Source organism: Mycobacterium sp. 3519A (genome assembly GCF_900240945.1).
GTDB lineage: Bacteria > Actinomycetota > Actinomycetes > Mycobacteriales > Mycobacteriaceae > Mycobacterium.
Genome location: NZ_OESG01000012.1, coordinates 906,292 through 927,853, shown reverse-complemented (window position 1 = coordinate 927,853; position 21,562 = coordinate 906,292). Strand labels below are relative to the sequence as shown.

Here is a 21,562-nt window from a genome sequence, read left to right as displayed (position 1 = left end):
CCCCACGTGACGCCCCGCGAGACGAACGCTGACTCGGACTCGCCCGTTCGCAGCAGCATCAATGTTCCGCCCGACCTCGTTGTGGGCCTGCTGGGTTCCGCCGACGAGAATCTGCGCGCACTCGAAAACATCCTCGCCGCCGACATCCACGCGCGCGGCAACGCCCTGACCCTGTCCGGTGAACCGGCCGATGTGGCGCTCGCCGAGCGGGTGATCTCCGAACTGGTCGCGATTGTCGCCAGCGGTCAACGGCTGACACCCGACGCCGTCCGACACAGTGTCGCGATGCTGACCGGCACCGGTGACGAATCGCCCGCCGAGGTGCTGACACTCGACATCCTGTCGCGGCGCGGCAAGACGATCCGGCCGAAGACGTTGAACCAGAAGCGATACGTCGACGCGATCGACAACCACACCATCGTGTTCGGCATCGGCCCTGCGGGCACCGGCAAGACGTATCTGGCAATGGCCAAGGCGGTCAACGCATTACAGACCAAACAGGTCAACCGGATCATCCTGACCCGCCCCGCGGTGGAGGCTGGCGAGCGACTCGGTTTCCTACCGGGCACCCTGAGCGAGAAGATCGACCCGTACCTGCGCCCGCTGTACGACGCGCTGTACGACATGATGGATCCCGAATCGATCCCGAAGTTGATGAACGCCGGGATCATCGAGGTCGCACCGCTGGCGTATATGCGTGGCCGGACCCTCTCCGACGCGTTCATCATCCTCGACGAGGCGCAGAACACCACCGGGGAGCAGATGAAGATGTTCCTCACCCGGCTCGGTTTCAATTCGAAAATCGTTGTGACGGGCGACATCACGCAGGTCGACCTGCCCGGCGGTGCGGCCTCGGGTCTGCGTGCGGCGATGCGGATTCTCGACAACATCGACGACATCCACTTCTCCGAGCTCACCAGTGCCGACGTAGTACGACACCGACTGGTGTCCGACATCGTCGACGCCTACGCCAAATCCGAAGAGCCCGCACTGATGAACCGGGCCCAGCGGCGCGCTTCCGGTGCCGCAAGACCGCGAAGGTGAGCGCGTGACCATCGAGGTGTCCAACGAGTCGGGCATCGACGTCTCCGAAGAGGAATTGATCAGCGTCGCACGGTTCGTCATCCGCAAGATGAAGGTCAACCCCGCGGCGGAGCTGTCGATGGTGCTGCTCGACACCGCCGCGATGGCCGATCTGCACATGCGCTGGATGGACCTGCCGGGGCCCACCGACGTGATGAGCTTCCCGATGGACGAGCTCGAACCGGGCGGCAGGCCCGACGCTCCGGAGCCAGGTCCGTCGATGCTCGGTGACATCGTGCTGTGCCCGGAGTTCGCGGCGCAGCAGGCCACCACGGCCGGTCACACGCTCGGTCAGGAGCTTGCGCTGCTGACCGTGCACGGCGTCCTGCACCTGCTCGGCTACGACCACGCCGAGCCGGACGAGGAGAAGGAAATGTTCGCGCTGCAGCGCCAACTGCTCGAGGAGTGGGTGGCCGACCAGGTCGAGGCTTACCACCAGGACCGCCAGTCCGAGAAGGACCGGCGACTGCTGGACAAGTCCCGATATTTCGACGAACCGTGACCGGCATCGGCCCCCTGATCGGCGCGATCGCGCTCATTGGTCTCGGCGGCCTGTTCGCGGCCATCGACGCCGCGGTCAGCACCGTGTCGGTGGCCCGCGTCGAGGAACTGGTGCGCGACGAGCGCCCCGGCGCCGTGCGGCTGGCCCGGGTGATGGTTGAGCGGCCGCGCTACATCAATCTCGTTGTGCTGCTGCGTATCACATGCGAAGTGACGGCGACGGTGCTGCTGGTCGCCTACCTGGACGGCCTGCTGGGCGTCGGCTGGGGGATGTTCACCGCCGCCGCGATCATGGTGGTGGTCAGCTTCGTCGTGATGGGCGTCGGCCCGCGCACCGTCGGACGGCAGAATGCCTACAGCATTTCACTGATGGCGGCCCTTCCGCTGCAGGCGATTTCGGTGCTGCTCACCCCGATCAGCCGACTGTTGGTGTTGATCGGCAACGCGCTGACGCCTGGCCGCGGTTTCCGCAACGGCCCGTTCGCTTCCGAGATCGAACTGCGTGAGGTGGTCGATCTGGCTCAGCAGCGCGGCGTGGTGGCCGACGACGAACGCCGGATGATCCAGTCCGTCTTCGAACTCGGCGACACCCCCGCACGCGAGGTGATGGTGCCGCGCACCGAGATGGTGTGGATCGAGAGCGACAAGACCGCGGGTCAGGCCACGTCGCTGGCGGTGCGCAGCGGTCACTCGCGGATCCCGGTGATCGGCGAGAACGTCGACGACGTGGTCGGCGTCGTCTACCTCAAAGACCTTGTGCAGCGGACGTATTACTCGACCAACGGCGGCCGCGACACCAAGGTCTCCGATGTGATGCGCCCGGCGGTGTTCGTGCCGGACTCCAAACCGCTCGACGCGCTGCTCAACGAGATGCAGCGCGACCGCAACCACATGGCGCTGCTGGTCGACGAGTACGGCGCGATCGCCGGCCTGGTCACCATCGAGGACGTCCTGGAGGAGATCGTCGGCGAGATCGCCGACGAATACGACACCGACGAGGTGGCGCCGGTAGAAGACTTGGGCGACAAGCATTTTCGGGTGTCGGCGCGGTTGCCGATCGAGGATCTCGGTGAGCTGTACGACATCGAGTTCGACGAGGACCTCGACGTCGACACCGTCGGCGGCCTGCTGGCATTGGAACTGGGCCGCGTGCCGCTACCGGGCGCCGAGGTGACGTGGGACGGGTTGCGCCTGCGCGCCGAAGGCGGGCCCGACCACCGCGGCCGGGTCCGGGTCGGTACGGTCCTGGTCAGTCCGACCGAGAAGCCCGAGGAGAGCGACAATGAGTGAGCTCGATGCCGAGGACGCCAAGCTGGTGACGCTGGCGCGCGGCGCGATGGGCCGGGCCGAGGCGTCCAGCGGCGCGGCGGTGCGTGACGCCGACGGCCGCACCTATGCGGGGGCGCCGGTCGCACTCCAGGCTCTGCAATTGACCGCGCTGCAGGCAGCCGTGGCCGCCGCGGTGTCCAGCGGAGCGAGCGGGCTCGAGGCCGCGGTGCTGGTCGGCGGTTCGGCCGACGACGCAGGCGTGGCGGCGGTGCGCGAATTGTCGGCCGACGCCACGGTGATCGTCACCGACCGCAGCGGCGCACCGCTATGACCGAGTTCCGCTCCGGCTTCGTCTGCTTCGTCGGCAGGCCCAACACCGGGAAGTCGACGCTGACGAACGCGCTGGTGGGCGCGAAGGTGGCGATCACGTCGAACCGGCCGCAGACCACCCGGCACACCATCCGCGGCATCGTGCACCGGGAGAACTTCCAGATCATCCTGGTCGACACGCCCGGTCTGCACCGGCCGCGCACGCTGTTGGGGCAGCGGCTCAACGATCTGGTGAAGGACACCTATTCCGAGGTCGACGTCATCGGCCTGTGCATTCCGGCCGACGAGAAGATCGGGCCGGGGGACCGGTGGATCTACGAGCAGATCCGCACCATCGCGCCGAAGACCACGCTGGTGGTCGTCGTCACGAAGATCGACAAGGTGGCCAAGGACCGGGTGGCCGCGCAGCTGATCGCGGTCAGCGAGCTTGCAGGCCCGGAGGCCGAGATCGTTCCGGTGTCGGCGACCACCGGCGAGAACCTCGACGTGCTGACCGACGTGCTGGCCAACCAACTGCCGCCAGGGCCCGCCTTCTACCCGGACGGCGAGCTGACCGACGAGCCCGAGGAGACGCTGATGGCCGAGCTGATCCGCGAGGCGGCGCTGGAAGGTGTGCGCGACGAACTCCCGCACTCGCTGGCCGTCGTCATCGAGGAGGTCAGCCCGCGTGAAGGCCGCGACGACCTGATTGACGTGCACGCCAACCTGTTCGTCGAACGTGACAGCCAGAAGGGCATCGTGATCGGCAAGGGCGGCGCGCGACTGCGTGAGGTCGGCACCGCGGCGCGCACGCAGATCGAGAAGCTGCTGGGCACCAAGGTGTACCTGGATCTACGCGTGAAGATCGCCAAGAACTGGCAGCGTGACCCTAAACAGCTTGGGCGACTTGGGTTCTGACGGTGTCAGCAGCCCGGTATGAACGGGATGCCGCTGCCACACAACGGGTTCTGTACAGGGGCGGGCGCGGGCGCCGGTGCGGGTGCGTTGGCCTGCTTGCGGCTGCTGGCGGCCGCGTTGGCTTCGAACATCTGCTGCCGGAACGCGGGCGTGACGCAGATGGTGTCGCCGTCGAAGGCCTCGCGCCAGACGTAGCCCTGCGAGCAGGACTGCGGTCCGGACCCAGCGTTGGGGTCCTTGTTGGCGCCCGGCGTGCCGTTCTGTTGGGCGACCGCCGAGCGCACATCCGGCGTGACGCAGACGGTGTCACCGCCACGTGCTTCACGCCAGACGAAGCCCTGGATACAGGTATCTGGGCCGTAGGGCAGCGGATCCGCCAGTGCCGGTGCAGGAATGGCGACGGCGACGGCGGCAATCGCCGCGGTCAGTGGCAGCAATGAGCTGTATTCGGCTTTGGGCTTCATGATTCGTTCCCCCGTTCGCTTGCTCCGAATCGACGCTAACCGTGCGGGAGATGCAAAGAAATAAGGTGTTTGCCTTACATCTGGAGACCGATTGGCCGCCTTGGGTTCTAAGCGCCGACGGCCATCGCGACCAAAGCGTCGACGAGTTCGTCGGCGGTGGTGTGCCATTTGTCGGTGTGCAGCAGGCCGCTGGATTCCAGGCCCGCGGCGCCGTGCGCGCCGGTCAAAAGTATTGCGCTGCAACGCTGGGCATCCTGCTCGCCGACGACCGCGGCGACGATCGCGAGGAACTCGTCGCAACCGCGTTGCGCGGCTCGGACCACCGCGGTCGGGTCCGCCGCCGGTGTGCTGAACATCAATTGGTACAAGTGCGGTTGCTCGCGACTCACGGTGACGAGAACGCGAAGGGCCGCGCGCAGCTTGTCTCGGGGGAGAAGTCGCGCGTCGGTGCGAAGCGCGTGCATCTGATCGCCGACACGCTCCCAGCCCTCGGCGGCGACCGCGGTCAGCAGGCTTTCTTTGTCGGCGAAGTGCCGATAGGGCGCCCCGCGGCTCACGCCTGCCCGCGCCCCGACCTCGCGCAGCGTCACCGCGGCGGGACCTCCGCTGTCGAGCAGTGCGGCGGCGTCGTCGAGCAGAGCGCGGCGCGTGGCGGCGGCTGACTCGATGCGATTCATGATCCACCCAGCTTATGTTGACAACGTCATCTGAAAGCGTAGCTTCATTGAGATGACAGTGTCATCTGGAACCTGTGAGATCGTCGTTGTCACCGGTGCGTCGACCGGCATCGGCGCGGCGACCGCCCGGGAACTGGCTCGGCGAGGGTTTCTCGTGCTCGCAGGCGTCCGGCGCGACCGGGACGCAGACGCCATCCGCGGCCCGGGGGTCGAGCCGCTGATCCTCGACATCACCGAGCCGGACCACATTCGCGCGCTGGCGGACAGGGTGCGCGAGCGAGGTCGAGCGGTAAGGGCCATCGTGAACAACGCAGGCATTGGAGTCAACGTCCCGGTCGAGGCGTACGCGATCGACCGGTGGCGAAAACTGTTCGAGGTCAACCTGTTCGGCCACGTCGCGGTGACACAAGCGCTCCTGCCGGACCTGATCCGCAGCAAGGGTCGCATCGTCAACATCAGTTCGGTCGGCGGCAGAATCGCGATGGCCACCTATGGTCCGTATGCGAGCACCAAATTCGCACTCGAAGCGGTCAGCGACTCGTTGCGGCGAGAGCTCGCCCCGTCTGGCGTCGATGTGGTCGTGATCGAACCGGGCGCCATCCGCACGGAGATGCCCGACCGCGCGATCGCCACCGCGAATGAGTTGGCCTCGGCCATGACACCCGACCAGAGTCGGCGCTACGGCGCTCTGGTGAAGGCCATCACCGCGCAGACCGCCGCGCACACCAAGTCGGGCCTGCCTGCCGACGCCGCCGCCCGCGTGATCGCAAAGGCGGTGACGGCGCGCAAGCCACGCACCCGCTACACCGTCGGCCGTGAAGCCGCGCTACTGAATCTGGTGCGCATCCTGCCCGATCGGACACTCGACCGAATCCTGGCCGCCGCACTCCGAATGCGTTAAGCGGGCTGGCCGTACACCGCGACGACGACGGTGCGGTCCAGGCTGTTGACCGACCACACACCCATCTGGGAGTTGGCGCAGTTCGACATGATCGCCATGTAGTCGGGCCGGTAGTACCAGTTGTTGATGATCTCGACGCCGCTGATCGCCAGCGCGGGATTGATGGCCACTGTCTCCGCGACGGCGCCCACGAAGCCGGCGTTGCGGGCCCGGTCCTGCGGTGTCGACCCGTCTGAACCGATGTCCCCGTCCAACGCGCGGTTGTTCAGCACGTCGTTGGCATGCCACTCGGCGGCCAACTGCAGCTTCGGATTGATCTTCACGTCGTTGGTGCAGCCGGCCTGATGCTGGATGGTGTAGACGTTGGCCACCACACCGTCGTTGAGCCGCTTGTTGTCGGCATTCGCTGAAGGCATGCCGGCCACGGCGGCAACCACCACCGCCGCTACGGGCAGCGCATGCCGGATAAGTGCCACGTTCGGGAGATTACGCGACCTCGTCGCGAACCGGCTCGTCAGCGACAAGATTGCCCAAAGTGGCCTCGGGAACCGGCGCAGGCGTCGCGACCTGTTGCCTGCGGTCCCACCACACCTCGGGCTGGCGCAGCGCCCAACCGTTGAGGGCCTCCAACTCGGCGGCCAGCGAGATCAGCAGCGGCTCACTGTTGGCCGGCCCCATCAGCTGCACCCCGATCGGCAGCCCGCCGTAGGTGAACCCGGCGGGCACATTGATCGACGGCCACCCCAACAGGTTCCACGGCCAGGTCACCGGGCATGCGCGGATCATCGCGCGGTCGGTGGACAGCCCGCCGCGGTGATCGAAGTCGGTGACGCGCGGCGGGGGCAGTGCGGTGGTCGGCGCGAGCACCACGTCGTACAGGTTGAAGGTCCACCCGATGCGGCGCTGCGCCTTCGCCTCCCTGGCGCGGGCCTTGCGCAGCGTGTGCTGCGACAACAGCCACCCGGTTCTGGTGTTGGCCAACGTCCGCTTGTCCAGATTTACGTTCGGGCCGAGGCGATCCACCCAGTCCAGCAACCCTGCCGTCGACCGGGACAGGAAGCTCCATGACATTTGCAGGTTGTAGTCGGGGTCGGCCTCGACCACCGTGTGACCCAGTTGTTCGAGTTGACCGGCGACCGTCTGCATGGCCGCCCGGATCTCCGGGTGCAGTTTGGCTTTGAAGACGGTGTACGGGAACTTCGTCGACATCGCGATCTTCAGCGGGCCCGGTGCCTGCGCGACGAAATCCGACACCCGCACCGGCGGCGGCTGATGCAGATCGCCCTGCGCGTTACCGGACGCGGCGTCGAGCACCAGCGCCGCGTCCGTCACCGTCCGCGCCAGCACGCCGTTGACCGTGATGCCGTTGAACGCCTCGGGCAGCGGCCAGGTGGAGATGCGGCCGCGCTGCGGCTTGATGCCGACCAGATGTGTCCACGCCGCGGGGATCCGCACGCTGCCCGCGCCGTCGGAACCGATGGCCGCCGCCACCAATCCGGCCGCGACGGCCGCCGCGCTGCCACCCGACGAGCCGCCAGGGGTGTGTTCGCTCGACCACGGATTGCGGGTGTGCCCGAACGCTGGTCCGCTGGTGAACGGCCACTGACCCAGTTCGCAGGTGTTGGTCTTGCCGACGATGACGGCGCCCGCGGCCCGCAATCGGCGCACCACCTCGGAGTCGCGGTCCGCCGGCGTGACGTTCCCGTCAGTGCCGAACCGGGTGGGCACGCCAGCGACGTCGACGTCGTCTTTGACCGCCATCGGGATGCCGAGCAACGGAAGTTCTACTCCCGCTTCACGTTTCCGGTCGGCGGCCTCGGCCTCGGCCAAGGCGCTCTCGTGCAACACCACCCGGAACGCGTTGAGCGTCGACTGGCTCTCGTCGATGGCGTCAAGTGATCGCCGTACCAGTTGATCCGACGTCACTGTGCCTGCGGCAAGCTGGTAAAGCTGGGTGGTGATCGTGGGAAATCGGGTGTGGCGTTTCGAGGATTCGACCATCGCGTACAAGAATATCGGCGTTGCCAACCAGCAACTGTCAGAGCATGGTGAGAGACTTTCTTAATGCGGCTGTATCGAGACCGGGCGGTGGTGCTGCGCCAGCACAAGCTCGGCGAGGCCGACCGGATCGTCACCCTGCTCACCCGTGACCACGGGTTGGTGCGCGCGGTGGCCAAGGGGGTGCGGCGCACCCGCAGCAAGTTCGGGGCGCGGCTGGAACCGTTCGCGCACATCGACGTTCAGCTGCATCCCGGCCGCAACCTCGACATCGTCACCCAGGTGCAGGCCATCGACGCGTTCGCCACCGACATCGTCAACGACTACGGCCGTTACACCTGCGCGTGCGCGGTGCTGGAGACCGCCGAGCGGCTGGCGGGGGAGGAGCGGGCCCCGGTGCCCGCGCTGCACCGGCTCACCGTGGCCGCGCTGCGGGCGGTCGCCGACGGTAGTCGTCCCCGGGAACTCGTGCTCGACGCTTATCTGTTGCGCGCCATGGGAATCGCGGGCTGGGCGCCTGCGCTGACCGAATGCGCCCGCTGCGCCACCCCCGGTCCGCATCGGGCGTTTCACGTCGGGGCGGGCGGCAGCGTGTGCGTGCATTGCAGGCCGTCCGGGTCGGCCACCCCGCCGCAAGGCGTGCTCGACCTGATGGCTGCGCTCTACGACGGCGACTGGGAGCACGCGCAGGCGTCGACGCCGTCGTACCGCAGCCAGGCCAGCGGGTTGGTGGCCGCGCATCTGCAGTGGCATCTGGAACGTCAGCTGCGGACATTGCCGCTGGTCGAACGGGGCTACCGGATAGATCGCACACTTGCCGATCACCGCACCGCGGTGGCTGCTGAGCATCGCGTTTCGGTGTTCGGGCAGGATGTCAGCCATGGCGATCAAGCGGGCGAAGACCAGCTACCCACAGCTGCCCCCGGCGCCTGACGACTATCCGACGTTTCCCGACAAGTCGTCGTGGCCGGTGGTGTTTCCTGACCTGCCGCCGCATACCAATGGCAGGTTCGCGCGGCCACCGCAACACACCTCGAAGGCCGCGGCCCCGCAGATCCCCGCCGACCAGGTGCCCAACCACGTCGCCGTCGTGATGGACGGCAACGGGCGGTGGGCGACGCAACGCGGCCTGCACCGCACCGAGGGCCACAAGATGGGCGAGGCGGTGCTCATCGACATCACCTGCGGGGCCATCGAAATCGGCATCAAGCACCTGACGGTGTACGCGTTCTCCACCGAGAACTGGAAACGCAGCACCGAGGAGGTGCGTTTTTTGATGGGATTCAACCGCGAGGTGGTCCGCAGGCGGCGGGAGAACCTCAACGACATGGGCGTGAACATGCGCTGGGTGGGCTCACGTCCGCGGATGTGGCGCAGCGTCATCAAGGAGTTCGACATCGCCGAGCAGATGACGGTCGGAAACGACGTCATCACCATCAACTACTGCGTCAACTACGGCGGCCGCACCGAGATCGTCGAGGCGGCTCGCGAGCTCGCCCAGGAAGCCGCCGACGGCAAGGTCAACCCGAACCGGATCAGCGAGGCGATGTTTGCCAAGCACCTGCATCGCGCCGACATCCCGGACGTCGACCTGTTCATCCGCACGTCGGGGGAGCAGCGGGCCAGCAACTTCCTGCTCTGGCAGGCCGCGTACGCCGAATACGTCTTCCAGGACAAGCTGTGGCCGGATTACGACCGACGCGACCTGTGGGAGGCGTGCGAGGAGTACGTCAACCGCAACCGCAGATTCGGGCGGGCCTGATGGCGCTGGAGCAGAGGCTCGCTTCGGTCCTCGACGACATCCTGTCGGTTCAGCAGGAGGACGACGGTGCGCTCACCGTCCGCCATGACGACACCATCGCATCCCTGCGTGTGGTGACCATCGCCGAGGGACTCGACATGGTGTCGCTGACGCAGATCCTGGCCTGGGACCTGCCAGTGGACGCCAAACTGCGCAACAAGGTCGCGAGGCATGCGCGCAACACGCTGCTCGGCACGGTCTCGCTGGTGGAGAAAAGCGCTGGCGCCAAAGGCAATTCGAAGAAGGCCGGCGATGTCTTGCTGCGCTACAACTTTCCCGGCGCCGGATTGGCTGACGAGGCGCTGCGCACGCTGATCCTGCTGGTGCTCACCACGGGTGCCGACATTCGTCGCGACCTGGCCGGCTAGCGCTCGTTTCGACGAAAGTCACGTTTCGCAGCGAAAGTTCGAGTGGACGTCTGCAAAACGTCGCTTTCGACGCGGCCCACCTCAGCCGGAGCAGGAGCCGCAGACGCCGAAGATCTCGATGGTGTGGCTGACGTCGGAGAAGCCGTGTTCGCGAGCGACCTGAGCCGCCCACGCCTCGACGTCACCGCCCTGGATCTCGACCGTCGAGCCGCACACCCGGCAGACCAGGTGGTGATGGTGATCATCGGAGCAGCGTCGGTAGACCGACTCGCCGGTGTCAGTGCGCAACGTGTCGACCAGACCGTTGGCCGCCATCGACTGCAGCGTGCGGTACACGGTCGTCAGCCCGATGCCTTCGCCGCGACGACGCAGTTCGTCGTGCAACTCCTGGGCTGAGCGGAAATCGTCGAGCTTCTCCAGCAGCGCGGAGATCGCGGCGCGCTGCCGGGTGGCCCGCACCCCCGTCGCGCTCATGTGCCGCCCTCGCCTGCATGGGTCACCGCCGCGACGACGATGTCGGCGAGGTGGTGGTCGACCAGTCGGTACATCACCTCGCGGCCGGTCCGCTCACCTGCCACCACGCCCGCCGACTTGAGGATCCGCAAGTGCTGGCTGACCAGCGGTTGCGGCACCTCCAGCGCGTCGACGAGTTCGTGCACACAGCGCGCCGACTCGCGCAGTTGCAACACGATCGCGATCCGCACCGGCGCGGCCAGCGCCCGCAAGAGGTCACCGGCGGTGTCGAGCACATCGCGCGGCGGCAGGTCCGGCAGGGGCGCCCCGCCGTGGTCGTGGCGCTCATCGTCAGGCAAAGTGGAAACGATTTTCATTATGCCGTCAGAATACATGCACGACCGCGCATGTCAACGATGACGCCGCGGTCGCTAAGGTTTCACCCGTGGCTTCTTCGTCGATCATCGACACCGTTGCAAATCTGGCCAAGCGTCGTGGCCTCGTCTACCAATCCGGCGAGATCTACGGCGGCACCAAATCTGCTTGGGACTACGGCCCGTTGGGCGTCGAACTCAAGGAGAACATCAAGCGGCAGTGGTGGCGCTCGGTGGTCACCGGCCGTGACGACGTCGTCGGCCTCGACAGCGCCATCATCCTGCCGCGCGACGTGTGGGTCGCCTCCGGTCACGTCGAGGTGTTCAACGATCCGCTCGTCGAATGCTTGAACTGCCACAAGCGGCAAAGGCAGGACCACCTGCAGGAGGCATACGCGGCCAAGAAGAACATCGACGATCCGGAGTCGGTGCCGATGAGCGAAATCGTCTGCCCGGACTGCGGCACCAAGGGGCAGTGGACCGAACCGCGCGACTTCAACATGATGCTGAAGACCTACCTCGGTCCGATCGAGACCGAAGAGGGTCTGCACTATCTGCGGCCCGAGACCGCGCAGGGCATCTTCGTCAACTTCGCGAACGTGGTGACGACGGCGCGCAAGAAGCCGCCGTTCGGCATCGGCCAGATCGGCAAGAGCTTCCGCAACGAAATCACCCCGGGCAACTTCATTTTCCGCACCCGCGAGTTCGAGCAGATGGAGATGGAGTTCTTCGTCGAACCCGACAGCGCGCCGGAGTGGCATCAGTACTGGATCGACACCCGGCTGCAGTGGTACGTCGATCTCGGTATCGACGCAGACAATCTGCGGCTGTACGAACATCCGAAAGATAAGCTGTCGCACTACTCCGACCGCACGGTCGACATCGAGTACAAGTTCGGCTTCCACGGCAACCCGTGGGGTGAACTGGAAGGTGTGGCGAACCGCACGAACTTCGACTTGTCAACGCACGCAAAGCATTCCGGTGTCGACCTGTCGTTCTACGACCAGGCCACCGACACCCGTTACGTGCCGTACGTGATCGAGCCTGCAGCGGGGCTGACGCGCTCGCTGATGGCGTTTCTCGTCGACGCCTATGCCGAGGACGAGGCGCCCAACGCCAAGGGCGGCATCGACAAGCGCACGGTGCTGCGCCTCGACCCGCGGCTCGCGCCGGTCAAGGCGGCGGTACTGCCGTTGTCGCGCAACGCCGATCTGTCGCCGAAGGCCCGCGATCTGGCGGCCGAATTGCGCAAGTGCTGGAACGTCGAGTTCGACGACGCGGGCGCGATCGGCAGGCGCTACCGGCGACAGGACGAGATCGGCACGCCGTTGTGCGTGACGGTCGACTTCGACACACTCGAGGATCACGCGGTGACCATCCGCGAGCGCGACGCGATGACGCAGGACCGCGTCCCGCTCGACGGCGTGAGCGACTATCTGGCCGCCCGACTGAAGGGCTGTTAGATCGCGTAGCGGCAGTGCGCCAGGCGGTCGAGTCGGCCCAGCCCCGAGGACAGGTCGTCGACCAACGGCAATTCGCTCTGCGGGTCACAGATCGCCAGCAGACGCCGGACCGTCGGGCTGCCGACGATGATCCAGTCCACATCGCCGCGGGTGCAGTAGACGCTGATGTAGTACAGCGCGGTGAAGGCCTGAGCGCCGAAGAACTCGACGGCCCGCAGGTCGAGGACGAGTTGTTTGGACAAGTGGATGTGGCTCTCGACGTAGCGGCCGAGTTCGCGGGCATTCGACGCGTCGACGTCGCCGAGCACGGCGACCGCAACGCGGGTGGATGACGGGTGCCGCACGGCGAAGGTCGCTCTGCCGCAGCGGTGTGAATCGTCGATGGGTGCGGTCTCGGGGCGATGCATTCGCAGAGTTGTGACAGTCATCACATTGAAACCTAGTACGGATTCAGTGGTCCATCGCCAAGTTCAGAGAACTCTCATAGAGGCGTTACTAGCTGGACATTTAACGAAGCCTATCCGGTGAACGACGTTACATCCGAGCCCAAAGTGTCCGCTTGACGACGGATTCAGTAGCGGGCTGGGGGCCGGATTGGCTGAGCACCTGCTCACAGATCGTCCCTCAGCCGACGGGCCGTTTGCCGCGCTCCCTATGGTCGAGGGGTGACGATCTCCTACGACGAGTCATTGCGAGAACAGATCTCCGAACGCCTGGCGGCCCACGACCGCCGCACCGTGACCGACCCGACCAAGCGACACGCCGCCGTGGCCGTCGTGCTGGTCGACTCCGAGGTCGGTGAGGACAGGGTGGACCCGGTCGGCGCGGCCGACTTCATCGCGGATCTGCTGATGGAGGCCGGCCTCGACGGCCGGATGGTCGACGTGTCCGGCGGCGCGGCGTTTGTGCTGTGCCGTAGGGCGATTCGCCTCAACTCGCATTCCGCGCAGTGGGCGCTGCCTGGCGGCAGGGTGGATCCGGGGGAGACCGTCGTCGAAGCCGCACTGCGCGAACTCGAGGAGGAGGTCGGGGTCACGCTGCCCGAGTCTGCGGTGCTGGGCCTGCTCGACGACTATCCGACCCGGTCGGGATACGTGATCACCCCGGTGGTGCTGTGGGGCGGCGGCCGACTCGACCTGAGGCCCGCGCCCGCCGAGGTGGCCGCGGTCTACCGGGTGGGACTGCACCAACTGCAACGTGCGGATTCGCCGCGGTTCATCTCGATTCCGGAGAGCCCGCGACCCGTGGTGCAGATCCCGTTGGGCAATGACCTCATCCATGCGCCGACGGGCGCGGTGCTGCTGCAACTGCGGTGGCTGTGCCTCGAAGGCCGCGACGACCCGGTCGACGGACTCGAACAACCGGTGTTCGCCTGGAGGTAGTCAGAACCGCCCGCCCGCGATGTAGCCGCCGCCGGATGAACCGGACGACCCGCCGAACGACGTCGGACTCCAACCGCCGCCCATGCTGCCGCCGATCCCGCCGCGCAGCGCACCGGACAGGATGTTGCCGATGATGATGCCGCCGAGCACCGCGCCCATGTTAGAGCCGCCGGCCTGGCCGTACTGCCCGGCGTAGGAGCGTTGTGCCGCACGGACATCGGCGTTGGCAAGGTCCTGCGCCTGCGCCGCGAGCACCGACGCGCCGTTCGCGTGTGCGATGGCCTCGTTGAGGTTGACGGCCCTCTTGTCCTGGGCGGCCTGTAGTTGCCGCACCGCTTCGGCGAGCCGGGTCCGCGCCTCAGGGCCGATGCTGCCGCGCCGGGTGTCGATGTAGTCGGAGACGCCGCGCACCCGGGACTGCGCGGTGAACAACGCCTGGTCGAACGCGCGGCTGAGCCGCTCGGTGGCCTCGCGTTCCTCGGCGATGTTCGCCAGCAGCCGGTCCAGTTCCGCGTCGGCCTGCGTCAGTTTGGTGAACGCCCCCAACGGATCTGCGTCGCCTGTGCTTTGCGCGTCTGCCACCGCCTTGACCGCGGCGTCGCGGGCGGCGCTGAGCTCGGCTGCATGCGCCGTCTTGGACTGAGCCAATATCGTTCCCGCTTGATTGATGCCGTTCTGGATGTCGGCGACGACCGCGGGCAGGTTGGCCACGGCCCTGGTGATGTCGGTGCCCGCGCTGTCGATGGCGTCCAACAGTGTGCGGGCCTGACCCAACGCGGATTCGGCCGCGCGGATGGAGTCGATCAACCCGGTCTGCCGACCGACCGGGCGCGCGACGAGCGTGCGGGCATTGGTGATGTTCTGGTCGGCGAATTCCAGTCGCTGCTTGGCGGTTTCGACGTTGCCCGCCACCGACGCCAACGCCGTGTCGGAGAACTGGTTGTGCAGCGAGGCCAGCGTCTGCTCCGACGGGCCGATCCGCGCGGTCAGTTCGACCATCTGCTGGGTCAGGGCGTCGAGGCGCGACGGCGCGTTGATCACCAGATCCCGCAACTGCTCGAATGCCTCGCGGCGGGCGTCGAGTTCACGATCCGCCTTCGCGGCGGCGACGATGACCCGCGTCAACAGATCGCGTCGCTGCTGCGGTGACTCCGGCACGGCGTCGTCGAGGATCTGCCGCACGTTGAACGCCTGCGCCAGCGTCGTCTTGGCGTTGGCGACCGCGGTGGAGAACGGCGCGGTCTCCTCGGGACCGAATTCGTCTACGGCCAAACTCAATTCGTTGTCGCTGGTGCGGACGGCGTTGTCGACGTCGACGACGATGGACTTGGACAGCTCGTCGAGCGCATCGAGCGGAACGGCGGCCAGTGCGCTCGGGTCGGTGGGATCCACCCGTCGCGCCGCCGCGAACTCCGCCTCCCGCCGCTTGCGCCTGCGCCGCCGAACCCACAGCCACACCAACACCGCCACCACCGCCAGCACCGCGAGGGCCACCAGCATGCCGAACCAGGAGATGTTCGTATCCGGCGGGTCGAGTGCCTGGGCGGCCGCGATGGCCGCGGCGCCCCAATCCCCTTGACGCAGCGCGGGTTCGATCTGGTTGCGGCGCAAGTCATCGGCGGCACTGCGGCTCATGCTCGACGGCGCGCTGAACGCGTACTCGCGGTCCGCGGTCGCCACCGCCAGGACCGCATCCTCGTCGCGGTTGATGCCACTGGCGCGGATGGTGGCGTCCGTCCAACTGGTGGCATCCCTCCCGTCGAACGTGTCGACGTAGACGACCCACAACCGGATCCGGCGGTCGTTGTACAGCTTGTCGACGGCCTGTTGCACCTTGCTGAATTCCGAACCGCTGAGCGCGTTGGCGCTGTCGTTCACATAGCTGGGCAACCGAAACGGCGGCTGACCGGTCGCGGTCGGCGCCAGCAGCGCGCCGAGGGTCGTCACCGCGAACACGAGGCCGAGCAAACGGGCGATGCGCATGGTCGTCAATGTAGTACTGGCAGACTGTCCGTCGGTGGCTGTGATTGGAGATCCCTACAACGAGTTCGACCGCGCGCGGGTGGTGGTCGAACCGCCGAAAGGTGCCGCGCTTCCTGGCACAGACACCGAGCACCGCACCGACTTCGCGCGTGACCGGGCCCGCGTCCTGCACAGTGCGGCCCTGCGCCGACTGGCCGACAAGACACAGGTCGTCGGGCCGCGGCAGGGCGAGACGCCGCGCACCCGGTTGACCCACTCCCTGGAGGTGGCCCAGATCGGGCGCGGCATGGCCATCGGGTTGGGCTGCGACCCGGACCTCGTCGACATGGCGGGACTAGCCCACGACATCGGCCATCCGCCGTACGGCCACAACGGCGAACGTGCGCTCAATGAAGTCGCCGCCGAGCACGGTGGCTTCGAGGGCAACGCGCAGAACTTCCGCATCCTCACCCGCCTGGAACCGAAAGTGCTTGACTCCCAACAGCACAGTGCCGGGCTGAACCTGACGAGGGCGGGGCTGGACGCGGTGACCAAGTACCCGTGGCGTCGCGGTACCGCGAACGGCAAGTTCGGCTTCTACAGCGACGACGGCGCGGCGGCCGACTGGGTGCGGTCCGGGGCTCCCGAGGGCAGGCCGTGCCTGGAGGCGCAGGTGATGGATTGGGCCGACGACGTGGCCTACTCGGTGCACGACGTGGAGGACGGCGTCGTCTCGGGCCGCATCGACATGCGGGTGCTGGCCGATGACGACGCGGCCGCGGTGCTGGGACGTCTCGGCGAGTCGCACGGGATGGGGGCGGGGCTGCTGGCCGACGACCTGGTGGCCGCCGCCGAGCGGCTGTCGGCCCTGCCGATCGTCGCCGCCGTCGGGAAATACGACGGCACGCTCGCCGCGTCGGTCGCGCTCAAACGGTTGACCAGCGAGCTGGTGGGCCGGTTCGCGTCCGCGGCCATCGCCGCCACCCGGCAGGATTACGGGCCCGGTCCGTTGGTGCGTTACCAGGCCGAGTTGCGGGTGCCCGACCTGGTGCGCGCCGAGGTCACGGTGCTCAAGATCCTGGCGCTGCAATTCATCATGTCCGACCCGCGGCACCTCGAACTGCAGGCCAGGCAGCGGGACCGGATCCACCGCGTCGCACAGTGGGTGCTCGCGGGCGCACCGGCCACGCTCGACCCGGTCTTTGTGCCGGCCTTCAACGACGCCGCTGACGACGGTGCGCGGTTGCGGGTGGTCATCGACCAGATCGCGTCGTTGACGGAAGGCCGATTGGAGCGCCTCGAATCGGGCTGAGCTGTGATCGCGCCGGACGTCCGGCGCTCTAGACTGACGCAGTGGCCGGCCGCATCCCTGATCGCGATATCGCGGCCATTCGTGAACGCATCCGGATCGAAGACGTGGTCGGCGACTACGTGCAGCTGCGGCGGGCGGGCGCCGATTCGCTGAAGGGGCTGTGCCCGTTCCACGACGAGAAGTCGCCGTCGTTTCACGTGCGGCCCAACCACGGGCACTTCCACTGCTTCGGCTGCGGCGAGGGTGGCGACGTCTACGCGTTCGTCCAGAAGATCGAACACGTCAGCTTCGTCGAGGCCGTCGAACTGCTCGCCGACCGGGTCGGCTACACGGTCACCTACACCGGTGCGTCGGCGACGAAGGTGCAGCGCGACCGCGGCAGCCGCAGCAGACTGCTCGCCGCCAACGCCGCCGCGCAGGAGTTTTACGCCGAGGCGCTGCAGTCCGACGAGGCCGCACCCGCGCGGCAGTATCTGCTCGACCGCAACTTCGACATGCAGGCCGCGACCCAGTTCGGTTGCGGCTTCGCCCCGTCGGGGTGGGATTCGCTGACGAAACATCTGCTGCGCAAGGGATTTGAGTTCAAGGAGCTCGAGGCCGCCGGCCTGTCGCGGGAGGGCAGGCGCGGGCCGATGGACCGTTTCCACCGGCGCCTGCTCTGGCCGATCAGGGCGAGCAGCAGCGAGGTGATCGGCTTTGGTGCGCGGCGCATCTTCGACGACGACACGATGGAAGCCAAGTACATCAACACCCCGGAGACGGTGCTGTACAAGAAGTCGTCGGTGTTGTTCGGACTCGACCTGGCCAAGCGCGACATCGCCAAGGGTCATCAGGCGGTGGTGGTGGAGGGCTACACCGATGTGATGGCGATGCACCTCGCCGGGGTCACCACCGCGGTGGCCTCGTGCGGCACCGCCTTCGGCGACGAGCACCTGTCGATGCTGCGCCGACTCATGATGGACGACAACTTCTTTCGCGGTGAACTGATCTACGTGTTCGACGGCGATGCGGCCGGACGCGCGGCGGCGGTGAAGGCCTTCGAAGGCGAACAGAATCTGGCCGGGCAGTCGTTCGTCGCGGTGGCCTCCGAGGAGGATTTGGCCGGGATGGATCCGTGTGACATCCGGCTTCATTTCGGCGACAGCGCGCTGCGCGATCTGGTGGCGCGGCGGACGCCGTTGTTCGAGTTCGCCGTTCGCACCGCGCTGGCCGAACACGACCTGGACAGCGCCGAGGGCCGGGTCAACGCCCTGCGGCAATGCGTGCCGATGGTGGCGCGGATCAAGGACAGCATGCTGCGCGACGAGTACGCGCGACGGTTGGCCGGATGGGTCGGCTGGGCCAACGAAGCCCAAGTGATCAGCAGGGTCCGCGAAGAAGCACAGAAGCGCGGCATGCCGGAGAAGGGCAGGCGCCGCGCCGAGACGACGCAGCCGCGTGAGCCCCGCGGTCAGAACGTCGCCACGTTGCGGCCGGATCCGGCGGATCCCACGCTGTGGCCGCAGCGTGAGGCGCTCAAATCCGCGCTGCAGTATCCGGCGGTGGCGGGACCGGTGTTCGACTCGTTGACGGTCGAGAGTTTCACGCACCCGGGATATGCGGCGGTGCGCGCGGCCATCGACACGGCAGGCGGCGCGTCGGCGGGCCTGGCGGGCGCGCAGTGGATCGAAGCAGTGCGCGCGCAGACGGCGACGCCCGCGGCCGCCAGCCTGGTCAACGAACTGGGTGTCGAGGCCATCAACGTCGACGACGACGAGAAACTGCCGCGCTACATCGGCGGAGTGCTGGCCCGGCTGCAGGAAGTATGGGTCGGGCGCCAGATCGCCGAGGTCAAGTCGAAATTGCAGCGGATGTCGCCGGTGGAGCAGGGCGACGAGTACCACGCATTGTTCGGTGATCTGGTCGCGATGGAGGCCTATCGGCGCAGCCTGCTCGAGCAGGCCAGCGGCGACGACCTTACTGCGTAAATGCGCTAAGCAGGTTATGGTGGATGGGCTGTCGGGGCCCGTATGGAGAGGAAGGCTTGTGTCAAACCTTAATCGGCTGGTCGCGGGCGCTTTTGTGGCCGCTGCGGTGGCCGTTCCGCTCTATGCCGCGACGGTGAGCTCCGATCACGCGCAGGTCACCGCGTCACCGGCGTGCCTGGCGTGGTTCGGCAACAAAGAGGACGGCAAGTGCCTGTCGTACTCCAACGGTCAGCCGGTCTTCGCCGGTACGCCGGACTGGGGCATCTTCGGCCCCAACGCGGGTAGCAACCCTGGTGGTGGCGTCGGGTTCAGCACGGGACCGCTGCTGCCGTCGCAGAGCTGGACCCAACCGATCGGCTGATTAGCCGTTCTTCTTGGCCGTCGCCTCGGGCTGCAACACGTCAGTCCGAGTGTCGATCGGCGTCAACTTGACCATCGCCGGATCGGGGGAGACCCGGTCGGCGATCTTGCGCCGCCCCGCGTCGATCACGGCCTTGGCGGCCGGGCTCTCGGTCACGGCTTTGTAAGTTCCGGCGATCTGTTCATAACGGCGTCGGCCCGCCTTTGAACCCAGTACGTAGCCGACAGCCAATACGACGAGATACCGGATCACAGGGCCCCTCCCAGTCGACGGTGCATCGGCCTCCATCCTGCCTCACTTGGCTGAGGATGGCCGGGGCGGGATCGCATTGGCGACGCGACCGGCAGGTACGCTACAGTCTTGGTTCGCGGCGCAGTCCGCACCAAGCATGCAGTCCCCTGTAGCTCAATTGGCAGAGCATTCGGCTGTTAACCGAAGGGTTGCTGGTTCGAGTCCAGCCGGGGGAGCCACCGATCAGAATTCGTAGTTGTTCACGCAGCGGTCCTTGTAGTAGATGAAGCAGCTTTGCGTGGGGGCCGGCGGCGTGGCGGGTCCCAGCGGCAGATTCGGATTCGACCCCGCGGGGTGAGTGGATTCATTGGGCGGATGCGGTGGATGGCACACGTTGTCTTCACATTGGTTTGGCCTCGCCGAGGCGATGCCCCTGCCGCCTCGATCGACGCACCGGCGATGGCCCCGAACGCGGCCGTCGCGATGAGGACTGAAGGTACGAGGCGTCGCAAGCGGGTCGAGCCCGCGGCATTGGTTGTCATTTCTGCTCCTGAGGGTTGGGCGGTGGTAGTCGTCAACGGTCGCGATCGCATGGCGGTCGACGTAATCCCGGTAGAGCCAGAATCTTTTTCCGTCGGGGAAGGGTTTTCTATCCGCCGGGCAACATCACTCCAGAGCGCAGCAAACGCGACCGCGGCGCGATGTGGTTGCGTCGTCAACGGCGTCAATCTGTTTGTCGCTGAACGCTTTCGCCACCGATCGCCGCGGGACAATAATCCAGGTTGGTGGCGACCACAGTGGCCACTGCCGGATGCACGAAGGGGGATCTAAATGTCAGCGCAAGAAAACAAAGAACTCGTCCAACGGGGATACGACGCCTTCGCCGCCGGTGATATGCAGACGCTGATGGACCTGTTCGACGACGACATCGAGTGGGTGCAGCCAGGCGAGAGCGCGGTCAGTGGCACATTTCACGGCAAAGCCGAAGTGATGGAGCACATGCAGCGTCTGGCCGCCAAGGCCCCGACCGTGACGGTCAGGAAGCTTGTCGCCGAAGACGACATTGTCGTCGCCATCACTGACGTGAGTGTTGACGGCCAATCCGGCGAGGACGCCGACGTGATGACAATCCGTGACGGCAAGACCGTCCGGATGGAGGTACACGGCGATACCGCGCTTTTGGAGCGGGTCTACGGCAAGAAGCAGCTCGCCGCTGGATAACCGCTGCGCGCAAGCATTTTGGGCCGGGCGTCGAGGGTCGCATGGCTCCACGTATGGTTGTGGCCATGCGCCCCTTCCGGCTGATCGCCGTTGTCTTCGCTTGCCTGCTCATCGCCGGTTGCGGGGCTGACAAGCAGCAGGCATCGTCACCCACCACCCCGGCAGCATGCACACCGGCCGAGGGGCCTGACGACGACACGGTGACAGCCGAGATCGCCAAACTGCCCGCGGCGTCGTGGCTTGAAGTCGTCAGAGGGCATACCGACGACTGCAGCCTGCACTGGGTCGTCGTCACGTCGGGCGATGCGTCCGACAGTCCGGGCCAGGTGTTGTTCTTCGACCGCAAGACACCAATTGGCACCGCGACTCCCGAGCCACGGCCCTACGTCACGATCAGCGCCGCGGGCGGCGACACCGCGGCGGTGCAATACAAATGGCGGCAGGGCCAGGATCCGGCGTGCTGCCCGTCGGGCGCGGCCACGGTCCGCTTCAAGATCGAAGACGGCAAGCTCAAGGCGCTCGACCCGATCCCCGCCCAATAGCCGAC

Annotated in this window: 24 protein-coding genes, 1 tRNA gene and 1 pseudogene; 17 read left to right on the top strand and 9 right to left on the bottom strand. The window is 66.9% G+C overall.

What is annotated here, in order from left to right:
• Nucleotides 1–6: 6 nt before the first annotated feature.
• The 5 genes from C1A30_RS06635 to era are packed head-to-tail and all read left to right on the top strand — an operon-like array spanning nt 7 to nt 4,080.
• Complete coding sequence (locus C1A30_RS06635; protein ID WP_101947381.1) at nt 7–1,044, top strand: PhoH family protein; 1,038 nt, start codon at nt 7–9, stop codon at nt 1,042–1,044.
• Nucleotides 1,045–1,048: 4 nt separating this feature from the next.
• Nucleotides 1,049–1,585, top strand: coding sequence for an rRNA maturation RNase YbeY (gene ybeY, locus C1A30_RS06630; protein WP_101947693.1), 537 nt, complete (start codon nt 1,049–1,051; stop codon nt 1,583–1,585).
• A complete protein-coding gene (locus tag C1A30_RS06625) occupies nt 1,582–2,874 on the top strand; it encodes a hemolysin family protein (RefSeq protein WP_101947380.1) in 1,293 nt (430 codons plus the stop codon). Before ybeY ends, C1A30_RS06625 begins: the two co-directional genes overlap by 4 nt.
• On the top strand, nt 2,867–3,184 hold the full coding sequence (locus C1A30_RS06620) for a cytidine deaminase (protein ID WP_101947379.1): 318 nt from the start codon (nt 2,867–2,869) through the stop codon (nt 3,182–3,184). The genes C1A30_RS06625 and C1A30_RS06620 overlap by 8 nt, the downstream gene beginning before the upstream one ends.
• Nucleotides 3,181–4,080 carry a GTPase Era gene (gene era, locus C1A30_RS06615; protein ID WP_101947378.1) on the top strand — a complete coding sequence of 300 codons (900 nt, stop codon included), beginning with the start codon at nt 3,181–3,183 and terminating at the stop codon, nt 4,078–4,080. Before C1A30_RS06620 ends, era begins: the two co-directional genes overlap by 4 nt.
• Nucleotides 4,081–4,085: 5 nt before the next feature.
• Here the strand turns inward: era and C1A30_RS06610 are convergent, their stop codons facing one another.
• Nucleotides 4,086–4,544: a hypothetical protein gene (locus C1A30_RS06610; protein WP_200828177.1), complete on the bottom strand. Its 459-nt coding sequence runs from the start codon at nt 4,542–4,544 to the stop codon at nt 4,086–4,088.
• A 107-nt stretch (nt 4,545–4,651) separates the two neighbouring features.
• On the bottom strand, nt 4,652–5,221 hold the full coding sequence (locus tag C1A30_RS06605; RefSeq protein ID WP_101947377.1) for a TetR/AcrR family transcriptional regulator: 570 nt from the start codon (nt 5,219–5,221) through the stop codon (nt 4,652–4,654).
• 52 nt (nt 5,222–5,273) lie between these two features.
• Here C1A30_RS06605 and C1A30_RS06600 point away from each other — a divergent pair, with 52 nt between their 5' ends.
• Nucleotides 5,274–6,122, top strand: coding sequence for an SDR family oxidoreductase (locus C1A30_RS06600; protein WP_101947376.1), 849 nt, complete (start codon nt 5,274–5,276; stop codon nt 6,120–6,122).
• Nucleotides 6,123–6,124: 2 nt separating this feature from the next.
• Here C1A30_RS06600 and C1A30_RS06595 read toward each other — a convergent pair.
• Both C1A30_RS06595 and C1A30_RS06590 read right to left on the bottom strand, forming a co-directional pair.
• Nucleotides 6,125–6,589 (bottom strand): annotated as a pseudogene (locus C1A30_RS06595) (CAP domain-containing protein); the annotation flags it as partial.
• Nucleotides 6,590–6,608: 19 nt separating this feature from the next.
• Nucleotides 6,609–8,123 (bottom strand): amidase, encoded by a 1,515-nt coding sequence (locus C1A30_RS06590; protein ID WP_101947374.1) that lies wholly within the window; start codon nt 8,121–8,123, stop codon nt 6,609–6,611.
• A 63-nt stretch (nt 8,124–8,186) separates the two neighbouring features.
• Between C1A30_RS06590 and recO the strand changes: the two genes are divergently transcribed.
• The 3 genes from recO to C1A30_RS06575 are packed head-to-tail and all read left to right on the top strand — an operon-like array spanning nt 8,187 to nt 10,289.
• Nucleotides 8,187–9,053 (top strand): DNA repair protein RecO, encoded by an 867-nt coding sequence (recO, locus tag C1A30_RS06585; protein WP_101947373.1) that lies wholly within the window; start codon nt 8,187–8,189, stop codon nt 9,051–9,053.
• Nucleotides 8,992–9,882 carry a decaprenyl diphosphate synthase gene (locus C1A30_RS06580; RefSeq protein WP_200828176.1) on the top strand — a complete coding sequence of 297 codons (891 nt, stop codon included), beginning with the start codon at nt 8,992–8,994 and terminating at the stop codon, nt 9,880–9,882. The genes recO and C1A30_RS06580 overlap by 62 nt, the downstream gene beginning before the upstream one ends.
• Nucleotides 9,882–10,289, top strand: a complete 408-nt coding sequence (locus C1A30_RS06575) for a hypothetical protein (protein ID WP_101947371.1) — start codon at nt 9,882–9,884, stop codon at nt 10,287–10,289. Before C1A30_RS06580 ends, C1A30_RS06575 begins: the two co-directional genes overlap by 1 nt.
• Before the next feature lie 81 nt (nt 10,290–10,370).
• On the opposite strand, the gene C1A30_RS06570 is transcribed toward C1A30_RS06575, so the two are convergent.
• Nucleotides 10,371–10,763, bottom strand: coding sequence for a Fur family transcriptional regulator (locus C1A30_RS06570; protein ID WP_101947370.1), 393 nt, complete (start codon nt 10,761–10,763; stop codon nt 10,371–10,373).
• Entirely contained in the window at nt 10,760–11,119 is a 360-nt protein-coding gene (locus tag C1A30_RS06565) for a metalloregulator ArsR/SmtB family transcription factor (RefSeq protein ID WP_101947369.1), read from the bottom strand. Before C1A30_RS06565 ends, C1A30_RS06570 begins: the two co-directional genes overlap by 4 nt.
• A gap of 68 nt (nt 11,120–11,187) precedes the next feature.
• Between C1A30_RS06565 and C1A30_RS06560 the strand changes: the two genes are divergently transcribed.
• Nucleotides 11,188–12,579, top strand: coding sequence for a glycine--tRNA ligase (locus tag C1A30_RS06560; protein ID WP_101947368.1), 1,392 nt, complete (start codon nt 11,188–11,190; stop codon nt 12,577–12,579).
• On the opposite strand, the gene C1A30_RS06555 is transcribed toward C1A30_RS06560, so the two are convergent.
• Nucleotides 12,576–13,007 carry an STAS domain-containing protein gene (locus tag C1A30_RS06555; protein ID WP_101947367.1) on the bottom strand — a complete coding sequence of 144 codons (432 nt, stop codon included), beginning with the start codon at nt 13,005–13,007 and terminating at the stop codon, nt 12,576–12,578. The genes C1A30_RS06560 and C1A30_RS06555 overlap by 4 nt on opposite strands.
• Before the next feature lie 237 nt (nt 13,008–13,244).
• Here C1A30_RS06555 and C1A30_RS06550 point away from each other — a divergent pair, with 237 nt between their 5' ends.
• Nucleotides 13,245–13,961 carry a CoA pyrophosphatase gene (locus C1A30_RS06550; RefSeq protein ID WP_101947366.1) on the top strand — a complete coding sequence of 239 codons (717 nt, stop codon included), beginning with the start codon at nt 13,245–13,247 and terminating at the stop codon, nt 13,959–13,961.
• On the opposite strand, the gene C1A30_RS06545 is transcribed toward C1A30_RS06550, so the two are convergent.
• Nucleotides 13,962–15,944 (bottom strand): TPM domain-containing protein, encoded by a 1,983-nt coding sequence (locus tag C1A30_RS06545; protein WP_101947365.1) that lies wholly within the window; start codon nt 15,942–15,944, stop codon nt 13,962–13,964.
• Here C1A30_RS06545 and C1A30_RS06540 point away from each other — a divergent pair.
• Genes C1A30_RS06540 through C1A30_RS06530 form a run of 3 tightly spaced genes read left to right on the top strand, consistent with a single transcriptional unit; the run spans nt 15,943 to nt 19,563 of the window.
• Entirely contained in the window at nt 15,943–17,235 is a 1,293-nt protein-coding gene (locus C1A30_RS06540) for a deoxyguanosinetriphosphate triphosphohydrolase (protein WP_101947692.1), read from the top strand. The genes C1A30_RS06545 and C1A30_RS06540 overlap by 2 nt on opposite strands.
• A 41-nt stretch (nt 17,236–17,276) precedes the next feature.
• Nucleotides 17,277–19,202 carry a DNA primase gene (gene dnaG / locus C1A30_RS06535; RefSeq protein ID WP_101947364.1) on the top strand — a complete coding sequence of 642 codons (1,926 nt, stop codon included), beginning with the start codon at nt 17,277–17,279 and terminating at the stop codon, nt 19,200–19,202.
• 16 nt (nt 19,203–19,218) lie between these two features.
• Nucleotides 19,219–19,563, top strand: coding sequence for a hypothetical protein (locus C1A30_RS06530; RefSeq protein ID WP_200828175.1), 345 nt, complete (start codon nt 19,219–19,221; stop codon nt 19,561–19,563).
• Here C1A30_RS06530 and C1A30_RS06525 read toward each other — a convergent pair whose 3' ends face one another.
• Nucleotides 19,564–19,815, bottom strand: a complete 252-nt coding sequence (locus C1A30_RS06525) for a hypothetical protein (RefSeq protein ID WP_101947362.1) — start codon at nt 19,813–19,815, stop codon at nt 19,564–19,566.
• 142 nt (nt 19,816–19,957) lie between these two features.
• On the opposite strand from C1A30_RS06525, the gene C1A30_RS06520 reads away from it, so the two are divergent.
• From C1A30_RS06520 to C1A30_RS06510, 3 genes are all read left to right on the top strand, one after another.
• Nucleotides 19,958–20,033, top strand: a tRNA-Asn gene (locus C1A30_RS06520).
• A 592-nt stretch (nt 20,034–20,625) separates the two neighbouring features.
• Nucleotides 20,626–21,015, top strand: a complete 390-nt coding sequence (locus tag C1A30_RS06515) for a nuclear transport factor 2 family protein (protein WP_101947361.1) — start codon at nt 20,626–20,628, stop codon at nt 21,013–21,015.
• A 65-nt stretch (nt 21,016–21,080) separates the two neighbouring features.
• Entirely contained in the window at nt 21,081–21,557 is a 477-nt protein-coding gene (locus C1A30_RS06510) for an LppP/LprE family lipoprotein (protein ID WP_101947691.1), read from the top strand.
• Nucleotides 21,558–21,562: the final 5 nt, after the last annotated feature.